This window comes from Psychrobacter sp. NG27 (assembly GCF_016106655.1).
Lineage (GTDB): Bacteria > Pseudomonadota > Gammaproteobacteria > Pseudomonadales > Moraxellaceae > Psychrobacter.
The window spans coordinates 1-12,218 of the sequence record NZ_JADGIN010000009.1 but is presented as its reverse complement, the minus strand read 5'-3'; the positions used below and the strand labels follow the sequence as shown (position 1 = coordinate 12,218).

11 protein-coding genes are annotated in these 12,218 nt (G+C 43.0%); 4 read left to right on the top strand and 7 right to left on the bottom strand.

The window, feature by feature from the left end:
- Positions 1-177: 177 nt before the first annotated feature.
- Positions 178-897: a DUF1285 domain-containing protein gene (locus tag IP485_RS11900; RefSeq protein ID WP_198327386.1), complete on the bottom strand. Its 720-nt coding sequence runs from the start codon at positions 895-897 to the stop codon at positions 178-180.
- Between the two features lie 546 nt (positions 898-1,443).
- On the opposite strand from IP485_RS11900, the gene IP485_RS11895 reads away from it, so the two are divergent.
- From IP485_RS11895 to IP485_RS11880, 4 genes are all read left to right on the top strand, one after another.
- A complete protein-coding gene (locus IP485_RS11895; RefSeq protein ID WP_198327445.1) occupies positions 1,444-3,081 on the top strand; it encodes an electron transfer flavoprotein-ubiquinone oxidoreductase in 1,638 nt (545 codons plus the stop codon).
- A 641-nt stretch (positions 3,082-3,722) separates the two neighbouring features.
- A complete protein-coding gene (locus IP485_RS11890) occupies positions 3,723-3,983 on the top strand; it encodes a DUF4212 domain-containing protein (RefSeq protein ID WP_194365223.1) in 261 nt (86 codons plus the stop codon).
- Between the two features lie 4 nt (positions 3,984-3,987).
- On the top strand, positions 3,988-5,856 hold the full coding sequence (locus tag IP485_RS11885; RefSeq protein ID WP_198327385.1) for a sodium:solute symporter family protein: 1,869 nt from the start codon (positions 3,988-3,990) through the stop codon (positions 5,854-5,856).
- A 159-nt stretch (positions 5,857-6,015) separates the two neighbouring features.
- Positions 6,016-6,564 (top strand): hypothetical protein, encoded by a 549-nt coding sequence (locus tag IP485_RS11880; protein ID WP_198327384.1) that lies wholly within the window; start codon positions 6,016-6,018, stop codon positions 6,562-6,564.
- Positions 6,565-6,689: 125 nt separating this feature from the next.
- Here the strand turns inward: IP485_RS11880 and IP485_RS11875 are convergent, their stop codons facing one another.
- From IP485_RS11875 to IP485_RS11850, 6 genes are all read right to left on the bottom strand, one after another.
- The gene (locus tag IP485_RS11875; RefSeq protein ID WP_198327383.1) at positions 6,690-7,292 is read right to left on the bottom strand and encodes a rhomboid family intramembrane serine protease; all 603 of its coding nucleotides are present in this window, start codon (positions 7,290-7,292) and stop codon (positions 6,690-6,692) included.
- Between the two features lie 38 nt (positions 7,293-7,330).
- A complete protein-coding gene (locus tag IP485_RS11870) occupies positions 7,331-8,380 on the bottom strand; it encodes a 5'-nucleotidase (RefSeq protein ID WP_198327382.1) in 1,050 nt (349 codons plus the stop codon).
- A 161-nt stretch (positions 8,381-8,541) separates the two neighbouring features.
- Positions 8,542-8,760, bottom strand: a complete 219-nt coding sequence (locus IP485_RS11865) for a dodecin family protein (protein WP_194365218.1) — start codon at positions 8,758-8,760, stop codon at positions 8,542-8,544.
- Positions 8,761-8,904: 144 nt separating this feature from the next.
- Positions 8,905-10,194: a TRAP transporter large permease gene (locus IP485_RS11860; RefSeq protein ID WP_197177855.1), complete on the bottom strand. Its 1,290-nt coding sequence runs from the start codon at positions 10,192-10,194 to the stop codon at positions 8,905-8,907.
- Positions 10,191-10,718 carry a TRAP transporter small permease gene (locus tag IP485_RS11855; RefSeq protein WP_194365216.1) on the bottom strand — a complete coding sequence of 176 codons (528 nt, stop codon included), beginning with the start codon at positions 10,716-10,718 and terminating at the stop codon, positions 10,191-10,193. The genes IP485_RS11860 and IP485_RS11855 overlap by 4 nt, the downstream gene beginning before the upstream one ends.
- A gap of 17 nt (positions 10,719-10,735) precedes the next feature.
- A complete protein-coding gene (locus IP485_RS11850) occupies positions 10,736-11,794 on the bottom strand; it encodes a TRAP transporter substrate-binding protein (RefSeq protein ID WP_198327381.1) in 1,059 nt (352 codons plus the stop codon).
- Positions 11,795-12,218 lie beyond the last annotated feature (424 nt).

Below are 12,218 nucleotides of genomic sequence, written 5' to 3'. Positions count from 1 at the left end.
TCAAAATTTTATTGCATAAACAGGTAAATATTATTGATATAGTTGATTCAGTTTAAAAGAGGTACAAGGCAACCGAGCGCAGATGTATATGTAATACTTCAAGTGAGATTAACGCTGTAACTCTTTTATAGAGGATTGACTATAGTACAAGGACTCAAAGACCGCCAATTTTAGTCTTCAGTGAGCTGGCATTGACAAGGTATAAGACTGCCCGCCACTCTGTAGCGTCAGTATGGTCGTGCCATTATCTTCTGTCAATTCACCAATTTCTGCCAAATGATAGAAAGTATTGCGACCGATAAGCGCACTCAAACCATTTCTAACGGGCATATAAGGGCGTACTTGCGCTTCAGTGGCCGTATCTTGTATACCTTCACTGGCGCTGATGTTTTCTGTTTCATCATGATGTTCAGGCTGATACGCTTTTAATGTAATGGGGTGCTCATCATCCAAGCGCACCACGTCGCCTGTGGTAGTGGTGAACTCCAACCAGCTTATATCATTCTCTTTTACGATACCGACATCATTAATCAAGAGCGGCGCATCTTCTACTTGAATACGAATTTTTTGTACTGGTGTTTTTAGAAAGTATTCAGCCGCGCCATTATTGTCTTCTTTCCATAAAATAGTCGCAAACAAGCTGACTAATGACTCACGGGTCATGTGCCCGCCTTCATGCCACCATTCACCATTAGCTTTAATGGTCAAATCCATGTCAGCTATCTCTTTAGGATGCCATTTTTCGAGTGGTGGAATTGCGCGACCTTCACGTGTCCCAGCAGTAGACTTTAGATACTGGCTCAATGCATCTACATTAGTTAAGCTAGAAGCCACATCAACCATAGGCTGAGCCTTATTTTTAAGGCTGTCATTTACGTCTTTATTGTTATCACTCATCACTCAATCCTTTATTTATTATTCAAAGTTTGGCAAATCTATTATTACTATAAATTTTAGTTTCGGGTATGATAAAACCCTATCGCCTAAACACCCTTATTGCCTTGATATTACCTTAGCACCTATACTCATAAATGCGTATCGTGTTTGTAGGACTTTTCTTTTATAATGAGTAACGATTTTTTATTGAAATGGTCAAGCGGGTGTTTTATTGATGACGCATGTTATGTGTTGATATCTTTGAATAAATTATCCTCAGCAGTAACGTATCAACCAATACCGTAAAGACAGTTTTATCGGGCAGCCATATGTCTGAGCGACATTAGCACCGCAAGTCTATTATTCGGTTGTTAAGCTAATGATGCCCTGAGATAAGCCACTAAAAGTTTAGGAGTAGGTATGCAAGAGCAAGACAATCAAACGCCAGTCACTGATGGCAACCCTGTGACAACTGACGCCACAACAGCGACAGAGACATCAAAACCAGTTACCGCGGCACCAGTCGTAGAGCCTGTAGCCGCAGAGCCTGAGATCGAACGTGAGTCAATGGAGTTCGATGTCATTATCGTTGGTGGCGGGCCTGCCGGTCTATCTACTGCCATTCGTCTGCGCCAGCTCGCGATTGAAGCGGGCAATGATGAGTTTATGGTCTGTGTGGTCGAAAAAGGCTCTGAATTTGGTGCCCATACCTTATCAGGTGCTGTCATCGAGCCACGTGCCCTCAATGAGCTTATTCCAGATTGGAAAGAAAAAGGCGCACCACTTAACGTGCCAGCGACTGAAGATCGTTTTTATTACCTAAACTCTGCTACTCGCTCGACCAAAGTACCTGACTCATTGATTCCGGGGCCGATGCACAATGAAGGCAACTATATTGTCTCATTAGGCAATGTCGTTCGCTGGTTGGCCGTACAAGCAGAAGAGCTTGAAGTCATGATGTTCCCAGGCTTCCCTGCTGATGACATTTTGTACAATGACGATGGTTCAGTACGAGGTGTGTTGACGGGTGATATGGGTGTGGCTGCCAATGGCGAAGCCAAGCCGAGCTTTGAGCCGGGTTATGAGCTGGTTGCCAAGTATACTGTCTTTGCCGAAGGCAGCCGTGGTCATTTGGGTAAACGTCTCATCAGCCGTTTTGATCTCGATAAGGACTCTGATCCACAGCATTATGGTATCGGTCTAAAAGAGCTATGGGATGTCGATCCTGCAAAGCATGAGCAAGGCGTGGTCATGCACGGTCTTGGTTGGCCATTAACCGAAACTGGCTCAACAGGTGGCTGGTGGTTGTACTTTGATGAAAACAACCAAGTCAGCTTTGGTTTGGTGGCAGACTTGTCTTACCATAACCCATATGTCTCGCCATTTGATGAAATGCAGCGTCTAAAAACACACCCTGTTATCAAGAATGTTTTAGAAGGCGGTAAGCGCATCTCTTATGGCGCACGTGCTTTGACCAAAGGTGGCCTCAACTCACTACCGAAATTCACTTTCCCAGGTGGCGTTTTGGTGGGTGATGATGCTGGTTTCTTGAACCCTGCAAAAATCAAAGGTACTCATACTTCAATGAAGTCAGGCATGCTCGCAGCCGAAGCCATCTTTGAGGCACTCCAAGCCGGTCGTCAGCACGATGAAGTCATTACCTATAGCACCATGTACAAAGAATCATGGCTGTATCAAGACAACTATGAGTCGCGCAACTTTTCGCCTGCGATACATCGCATGGGTCTGTTCATGGGCGGTGCGTTCACCTTTATCGAGCACAACTTGTTAAAAGGTAAAATGCCCTTTACCCTACATGACAATATCCCAGATTACGATCAGTTAGAGCGTGCCAACCACGCCTATCAGCCAACGTACCTCAAGCCTGATGGTAAGCTGGTCTTTGATAAACTGTCGTCAGTGTTTATCTCTAACACCAACCATGCAGAAGATCAGCCAACACATTTGAAGCTCACTGATCCAACCGTGCCTATCTCCATCAACTTGCCACTATATGCTGAGCCTGCGCGTTTGTATTGCCCAGCAGGTGTCTATGAAGTGGTCAAAGATGCTGAAGGTGCTAAGTTTGTCATCAATGCGCAAAACTGTGTACATTGTAAAACCTGTGATATCAAAGATCCGTCACAAAACATCACTTGGGTAACGCCAGAAGGTGGCGGTGGCCCTAACTATCCAAACATGTAATCTATGATTTGGATAAATAGAAGTCAATAAAAAACCGCTCTTAATAATAAGGGCGGTTTTTTTGTGCTAATAGCTTTATTTGTTAAATAAATATGCTTAATATTTTACCTGCTACAAAATATATTAAATGATGGTTCAGTGGTATAAAATAGGCGTCTGTCGTATCATTTTAATGCATCTGATACTTTAAATACCATCTACCAAACCACCTATCGGTATTTTCTCTGAAATGAATATGCAATGGTTTTCAATGAAATTTGTTGACTAGTACTCAGATAAATCCTATATTCACTTATGCCGTTTTATAATTTTTAATCAGTACAATGATTTAAAGCGTTGAAAGCGCAAAGTTTCTTGTTAGGAAGACAAGAGCATAAAAAGACATAGGATAGTCATGCTTTCCTTCCTCGATAGACACTGTTTTTACCATTCAACACCTTTTATCTATGTGCGCAGCATGCTGCCAAAACACACATTTGTCGTCAGCAAAAACGACAGATAAATAGATCATGACGCATCATCGTTTTCACCATATAAAGCAGTACCTGTTTATTTTTTATGCTGTTCGTCAGTGATAAAGAATAATCGCTGTTCTTTTTATATTGTTGGTATTTTTTGGGTAAGACAAAAGGAGTTGTCCCATGGAAAATCATAACGATCCATCCGGTTATTGGCGTGCCAATATCCGTCTCATTAGAGGCTGCTTAATCGTATGGGCGCTATGCTCGTACGGCTTTGCTATCTTATTACGTCCCCTCTTAGCTGGCATCAAAATCGGTGGTACCGACTTGGGTTTTTGGTTTGCCCAACAAGGATCCATCGGGGTGTTTATTATTCTGATTTTCTTTTACGCATGGCGTATGAATAAGTTAGATAAACAATATGGCGTAGACGAGGAATAGCCCCATGAGTCAATTTGTAGTTAATCTTATATTTGTGGGTCTATCCTTCGCTCTGTATTTCGGTATTGCGATTTGGGCCCGTGCTGGTTCGACCAGTGAGTTTTATGTTGCTGGCGGCGGCGTCCATCCAGTCGTTAACGGTATGGCAACCGCTGCTGACTGGATGAGTGCGGCGTCATTTATCTCAATGGCAGGTCTTATTGCTGCTGGCGGTTATGGCGCTTCTACCTATTTGATGGGTTGGACTGGCGGTTATGTTCTACTTGCGATGCTCTTAGCCCCTTACTTACGTAAATTTGGTAAGTTCACCGTTCCTGACTTTATCGGTGATCGCTTTTATTCCAAGACGGCAGCTATGATTGCTGTTGTCTGTTTGATTACCGCGTCGACCACTTACGTTATCGGTCAGATGACTGGTGCTGGTGTTGCATTCTCGCGCTTCTTAGAAGTTGAAAGTACCACTGGTCTGATTATCGCAGCAGTCGTTGTATTCTTTTACGCGGTACTGGGCGGTATGAAAGGGATTACTTACACGCAGGTTGCACAGTATGTCGTTCTAATGATTGCTTATACCATTCCTGCTGTGTTCATCTCACTTGAATTAACGGGCAACCCTATTCCAGGCCTTGGTTTGTTCTCAAATCATGTTGAATCAGGTGTTCCTATCTTGACCAAACTGAATCAAGTGGTTACTGACTTAGGTTTTGCATCCTATACGGCTGATGTGCCTAACAAGCTAAACATGGTGCTATTTACCTTGACGCTCATGATCGGTACTGCAGGTTTACCACACGTTATCATTCGCTTTTTTACGGTTCCTAAAGTGGCTGATGCGCGATGGACCGCAGGTTGGACATTGGTATTTATCTCGCTCCTGTACTTCACAGCGCCTGCCGTTGGTGCGATGGCACGCTTAAACTTAGTAGATACTATCTATCCACAAGGTGTCGAAAATCAGCCTATTCTCAATGAGGAACGTCCTGACTGGATGAAAACATGGGAAGAGACCGGTCTCATTAAGTATAACGATCTAAATAATGATGGTCGTATCCAGTTATATAGCGACAGTGGACTTGGTGCTGCTCAAATAGCCCTTAATACGGCTCAAGCTGACGGTGGCGATGTTGCTACTGCAACTGCAGCGGTAGAAAAAGCTCGCATTGCACATGATGCAGAGCTTGATGGTCGTTTTGCTGATGCCGGATGGGCAGGTAACGAGCTTGATGTAAACGCTGATATCTTAGTACTTGCTAACCCAGAAATTGCTAATCTGCCATCATGGGTTATTGGCCTTATCGCGGCAGGTGGTTTGGCAGCAGCCCTATCAACAGCAGCTGGTCTACTCCTTGCTATTTCATCAGCGATTAGTCATGACTTAATCAAACGTAACCTAAACCCAAATATCACGGACAAACAAGAGCTAAAATATGCTCGTATTACGATGGGTGTGGCAATCGTAGTAGCTACTTATCTGGGTATCAACCCACCAGGGTTTGCTGCGCAGGTTGTTGCCTTAGCCTTCGGTATTGCGGCCTCTTCATTGTTCCCTGTGTTGATGATGGGTATTTTCTCTAAACGTATCAACAATCTTGGTGCTATTGCAGGGATGTTGACTGGTTTAATCGTCGTTCTTGTCTATATCTTTATGTTCAAAGGTTGGTTCTTTATCAGTGGTACTGCTAACTTCCCTGATACCGAAGAGTACTGGTTATTTGGTATCTCACCACTATCATTTGGTGCAATTGGTGCGTTACTTAACTTCATCGTAGCATTTGCTGTTTCTTATGCTACTGCGCCGCCACCAGCGCATATCCAAGAGTTGGTTGAGAGCGTACGTTCTCCACGTGGCGCTGGCGGTGCAGTCGACCACTAAGCTTGCAATTGAGGATATATCTTCTGTTAATATATCACTCACAGGCAGTCACTGCTTGTGAGTGATTTTTTTATCTTGGCGCTATAATAACGATATTTTAGATTCTTCCTTTATCCAATAATTTCAATTAAACATATCTCACGCATTAAGGAATATTTTATGCTTTTTGAGTTTATCGCTACCATCGCCGCCGCATTTGGCATGGCTGGACTAGCACTTATCATAACTCACCTTAGCAAACTGGCAGGCAAACGTGCCCCTAAATGGCTGATTCCCTTATTTGCTGCTATTGGTATGTTTGCATTTCAGATAAACCAGGAGTACAGCTGGTATGGTCAACAAGTGGAGAAGCTACCAGAAGGCGTAGAAGTCGTCAAAACAGCAGAAAGCACGGAGTGGTTCCGCCCATGGTCTTACGCTAAGCCGCAAATATTACGGTTTATCGCTGCCGATATTGGAAGTGCGAGTGTGCAAGTCGATAATCCAGATATACATTTATTCAATTTATATCTATTTGAAAGACGAAGAGCCGTAGAGACAGTACCTCAAGTTATCGATTGTAGTATTCCTGCACGTGCAGACTACGTTATACCTGAGAAAGGCAATACGCTATCCATTGATGAACATGTAAAGCAAACGACTGCATGGCGAGATCTAGCAACAGATGATCCGCTATTTATCAGTATTTGCACTGATAAACAAAGCTAACGAATTAAGAAAGATTTAGAACAGGCAATCCATCAGCAGTAAAGTCTTCAAAGAAACATGTGATGATAAAGCGGTATTTTAGATGAATAAAAAATCTGGAAATATCGCCTTATTTACTTTGCTTTTCACTGATGAGACGTTGTCGTATAAGTGTGCTTAGAATTGGCACCTAGCAGTAGCCCCGCACATAAACCACCGAAATGGGCGGCAAAAGAGATGCCTTCTTGTGGCATCAAGCCTTCTTTGATAGTGAGCCAGTACCCTGCGCCCATCACGATACAAGCGATTAAATAACCCCAACGCCGTGCAAATATAGCCCCTCCTATCATGTAACCGAGCATCGCAAAGCATAACCCTGATGCACCAATATGAATAGAAGAAGGTGAGCCAAGTACCCAAGTGACTAAACCTGATGCGACCACCAGTTTAATCACGGTACGATAGGCATTTTTTTCAAACAGTCCAAACAAAAATAAAATCTGCAACAGCGTCACAGTGTTGCCAGTCAAATGGGACAAGTTGCCATGCATCGTCCATGACGCAAATACTCCTATCATACTCCCCACATCTAATGCTCGCGGGACAATACCAAAAATATTCCACAGTCCAAACAGAAACACTTCATTCAACAAAAACATGCCCCACATCGGTATGAGTACAAATGCGTACAAGCCAACGACTTGCTTCAGTCTTGCCATCACTAAGCTAAGCAACTGCTGCCAATTCATAGACCGTCCTATTCCTTTGCTCTAATGTTATATGTCTGCTAATGATTTACTGCAAATGGTGGGCGCACAGCGGGTATAAACGATAAAGGTGACGCGTCTGTATCCGCATTCAAATAACTATTACTATGCAATAACGACGTCGAATGATAAGGCACCAGTGCGGTCGGGATAAAGTGACGTGCGGCATCAATATGCTGAATAGAATCATCAAAAAAGATATGCGGCGCAAATGTTCTCAGCACGGCTGTTTTCTCTAATCCTCCCAAAAAAAACGCCATATCCACATTTACACCCCATTCACGCAGCGTTTTGATCGCTCGTAGATCTGCTGGTGCATTACGGGCGGTTACAAGCGCGATTTTGATTGGAGAGTATTGCAAACCAGCAGGCAGACGCTTTTGTAAATTAGATAATTTAATCAATAACTCAGCATAAGGCCCTTTTTCTATTGGCAAATCACGCATCTGTGACTCGCGATCATGGAAAGCACGCAGGCCTTTTTGTTTATAGAGCAGCTCTCCTGAATCATCAAACAGCACGGCATCGCCATCAAAGGCAATGCGTAGCTGACCGGTATCCAGCTCATAAGTATTAACAGGGGTCGCATCCAATATCGCACAAGCGCAAATATTAGCATCAGCCACTTGCTGCGCATCTTCACGATTGGTGGTCAAAAACAAATCTACGTTAAAATCTTTGATATAAGGAGCGACCGGACTGCCTGAAATAAATGCCGAACGTGAAATATTGATATTGCGCTCTAGAATAGCATTTAGCACCTGAATGCCAGTATCTGGACTACTTTTTGAGACAATCACGACTTCCACGAGAGGTGCTTCAAGCTCTAAATCTCGCTTACTATCTTCGCAATAATTGTTTAGGTTTAGCAGCGCCTTAATTAACGGATAGCCAGCACCGATGCTCAGAGACTCATTTTCACGCTCTATCATGTAGTCACGAAACTCTTTTATTGCGCTTGCAGGTCGCTGCTCTAATAGTTCTAGTAGATGATTTTCTGACTCTGTGAGATCAAAAAGTGCCGTCGCAGAAATTGCAACGATGAGTGTATTGCTGAAATCGACGGCCATAAATGTGTGCTTCTATGATAAGTAATGAGAATTATAGAATTTATTTTACTATATATATGAGTTAGCCGTGTAGCTACTCGCACTCATATTAAGACCGCTAATACACATTTTTTGTGCAAAAAAAAGACTGCAATGGCAGTCTTTTTGATCTTAATCAATATTTAACTGATATCAGTACCATCATCAATGACAAAGCTTACAATCATAATGACATGATATTTACTGATTTTTCCATCAGTGACACCTACTTTTTGCTCTTTTATCCAAGCGCCTTCAACATTTTTAACCGTCTTAGAGATTCTCGCAATACCTTGTTGAATAGCATCTTCGAAACTGGTTTCAGAAGTACTGCTGATCTCAACATTCTTAGCAATAGTCATAATATTTTTCACATCCATATGATTTTAGAATAGTTTTTTTAAAATAAAATGATGATAAAAACGTAGACTCAACATTCTATCTCTCAATTATTCTAGCGCTATACCGAATGCACAACAATGATTCTATGTTATTTTATGTATGACTTATCCCAATAACACAAGCGAAATAGCAGGGAACATCACTAATATGACCAGACGAATCACATCGGACACAATGAATGGTGCCACTCCTCGAAACATATCGCTAAGCTTAATGTGCGGCGCCATTGCTTTGATCACAAAGATATTCATCCCCATCGGCGGCGTGATCAATCCAAGCTCTACCGTCAATACTGCAATGATACCGAACCATACTGGATCAAAACCTAAGGCCAAAATAATCGGATAGACCACTGGAATCGTAATCACTAGCATCGCTAGGGCATCCATAAACAGCCCTAATAGAAAGTACATGATCAAAATACAAATCAGCACAATCATCGGACTGACTGCCAACCCACCAATCCAAGAAGCCAGTGAATAAGACAAACGTGATACTGAGATAAAATACCCCAATGCCTCTGCGCCCAGTAGCATAAAAAACACCACCGCAGATAGTGCCAGCGTCTCAATCAACGACTGCTTTAAACCATCTAAACGCATGCCTTTGGCAAACGCATATGCCCAAGAGACAAATGCCCCAACAGCCGCGCCTTCTGTTGGCGTAAATAGACCAAAGAAAATACCGGCAATAATAACAATAAAGATAAAGCTAAACGGAATCAGACCCGTCAATGATAAAAACTTTGCTTTCCAAGTGGTTGGCTCACCACGTCTTGCTAGATGCGGTTTCCAGCGCACCATCACCATCACAGTGATGGAATACATCACCATACCCAACATACCGGGTAAGAACCCTGCGATGAACATGTCGCCTACTGATTGCTGAGTTAAGATGGCATAGACCAGTAACGCGATACTGGGCGGAATCATGATGCCAAGCGTCCCACCAGCGGCCAAAATACCGCAGGCAAACCCTGGCTGATAGCCGTACTTCTCCATTTGTGGCAGCGCGACTTTGGTCATCGTAGAAGCAGTGGCGAGCGATGATCCTGAAATAGAGGCAAAGATACCGGACGAGCCGATACCAGCAATACCAAGACTGCCTCTGACTCCGCCAAAAATGGTACGAGTGGCTTCAAACAATTTACCTGCCATACCTGAATGGGTAGCAAACACCCCCATGAGAATAAATAGCGGAATGGCACTAAAGTCGTATTTGGCTAAGACATCAACGGGGATGTCTTTGAGCATTTGCAGAGCACCACTAGGGGCTGTAACCGCACCAAAGCCGACAAGTCCAACGCCTAGCATGGCAAGGGCGACTGGTACACGGAACAAGACGAGAAAGATCATGACAATTAAGCCAATAGCGCCGATAATTTCTGGACTCATGCGCCTGTCTCCTCGGCGTCAAAGAACTCGCCTGTTTTAAAGATATTGATGGATTCGATCAATGAGCGAATGGCAAGCAGAATGCTTAAAAAGGCACTAAGGGCATAAATAGGCATCATAGAAATGCGCAAATCTTGGGTGACTTTGCCATACTCGACAGCATCAATAGCACTTTCATAAAGTCCCCATGAGAAGACGATACCAATGATAAAAAAGCCCATCATGAAGATTCCCATCATGTAGCCTTTGATAGATTGGGGCATCTTCTGAGTGAACACATCGACGATGATTTGTGAGCGTTCAACGAAGGCCGCAAAGGCGGCCAACAGGGCAAATAGCATAAAGTAGGAGACGATCTCGACGCTGCCCTTAACCGTAAAACCAAACTCACCGCCGCTAAGTTTAAAGATATAGCGGGCGACGACGTCGAGCATGGTGGTAAGGACAATGATGATGAGACTCACGCCGCCAATAAATTGACATAGGCGTGAGATGGTTTGGCTGATTTTGACTAGAAATGCCACGTGATACCTCCAATGGGTTATACCTTACAAGCAGCACTAGCAGCTTGAGCTTTTGCATAAACACCATCAGCATCTAGACCCAAAGCTTTGACATCACTTAGGTATTTTTGCGTTCCTTTCTCAAGTGGCCCTTTCCAGTCTGGATCATTTAGCGGATCAGGAATTTCGATAATCTCATCACCTTTATCTTTAGCAGCTTGAATAGCCATTTTATCATGTTTATCAAATACCTCACCAACTTTGCTAGCAAGCGCCATTCCTGAATTTTCATCCAGAACTTTTTTCAAGTCATCAGGTAGATTGTTATACTTGTCCTTGTTCATAGTCACCATAAGTGCCGAGCTATAAAAAGGAATATTAGTGTGGTATTTGGTAATCTCGTCAATCTTAAAGGCTGTTACCGCTTCCCAAGGGAAACTCAAACCGTCAACGACACCGCGCTGTAGAGAGGTATACATATCATTTGCAGGTAGACCTACTGGAGAAGCACCAGCACTTTCTATAATGTCACCAGCAACTGCAGAAGGACGACGGATGCGCATACCTTTCATGTCTGCAGGCGTCTTAATGAGCTTATCCGTGGTATGAAGTGCACCAGGGCCTCCACCATACATGAATAGCAAATGAGAGTCTTCATACTCACTAGCGAGCGTGCCATCATCATAAAGAGTCTGCAGCATGCAGCCCATTTGGCTGGCTGAGTTTGACAATCCTGGGAGCTCAGTAATTTGAGTTAAAGGGAAACGACCATTGGTATAGCCATGGGCTTGTGAGCCAATATCGATCGTACCTTTGGCAGCAGACTCATAAGTAACATCTGCTTTAGCAAGACCAGCTGATGGATAGAGCTCAACTTTTAGACGACCTTTAGAATCTTCTTCTATTTTCTTGGCCCAAGGTTCAAAGACCTCTATACTAATAGATGAGGTAGCAGGCCAAAAATGTGAGAAGCGCAAGACGGTGGTTTCTTGAGAGGTGGCTGATGAACCATCAGCAGTGTCAGCAGACTGGTTAGAGCAACCGAGAAGACTAATAGCGGCTAAAGCACCAATTGAAAAAAGAGGAGCTAACTTCATTATCAATTCCTTTTGATAATTATGAGAATAGGAGTAAAACCTCATAAGTAAATAATTTAATCCATACTAGATCCAATCATTTACAAGGTTTTAATATATATTTTACATACCTGTAATAAAAACCTAGTTTAAAATTAGCAGCTATAATGATATAAGTCAAATCATTTTGATGATATGAATAGAATATATATTCATAAAATAAAATAGTATATAAACACATATATTCGCTAATTCAAAAAATGTACTTATGAATTTTGAATCACAAGTGCAAGCTAAATTAGATATCGCACTGGCATTTTTTACAGGCAAAGAAAAACCCCCGACAAGCTAATGTCGGGGGATAATTCAGAATAGAGAGCTGACGATGACCTACTCTCACATGGACGAATCCACACTACCATTGGCGCAACGATGTTTCACTTCT

Bases quoted from the DNA above. Each gene is read 5' to 3' on its own strand.
- IP485_RS11900 (WP_198327386.1), bottom strand. From the start codon at position 897: ATGAGTGATAACAATAAAGACGTAAATGACAGCCTTAAAAATAAGGCT.
- IP485_RS11895 (WP_198327445.1), top strand. From the start codon at position 1,444: ATGGAGTTCGATGTCATTATCGTTGGTGGCGGGCCTGCCGGTCTATCT.
- IP485_RS11890 (WP_194365223.1), top strand. From the start codon at position 3,723: ATGGAAAATCATAACGATCCATCCGGTTATTGGCGTGCCAATATCCGT.
- IP485_RS11885 (WP_198327385.1), top strand. From the start codon at position 3,988: ATGAGTCAATTTGTAGTTAATCTTATATTTGTGGGTCTATCCTTCGCT.
- IP485_RS11880 (WP_198327384.1), top strand. From the start codon at position 6,016: ATGCTTTTTGAGTTTATCGCTACCATCGCCGCCGCATTTGGCATGGCT.
- IP485_RS11875 (WP_198327383.1), bottom strand. From the start codon at position 7,292: ATGAATTGGCAGCAGTTGCTTAGCTTAGTGATGGCAAGACTGAAGCAA.
- IP485_RS11870 (WP_198327382.1), bottom strand. From the start codon at position 8,380: ATGGCCGTCGATTTCAGCAATACACTCATCGTTGCAATTTCTGCGACG.
- IP485_RS11865 (WP_194365218.1), bottom strand. From the start codon at position 8,760: ATGACTATTGCTAAGAATGTTGAGATCAGCAGTACTTCTGAAACCAGT.
- IP485_RS11860 (WP_197177855.1), bottom strand. From the start codon at position 10,194: ATGAGTCCAGAAATTATCGGCGCTATTGGCTTAATTGTCATGATCTTT.
- IP485_RS11850 (WP_198327381.1), bottom strand. From the start codon at position 11,794: ATGAAGTTAGCTCCTCTTTTTTCAATTGGTGCTTTAGCCGCTATTAGT.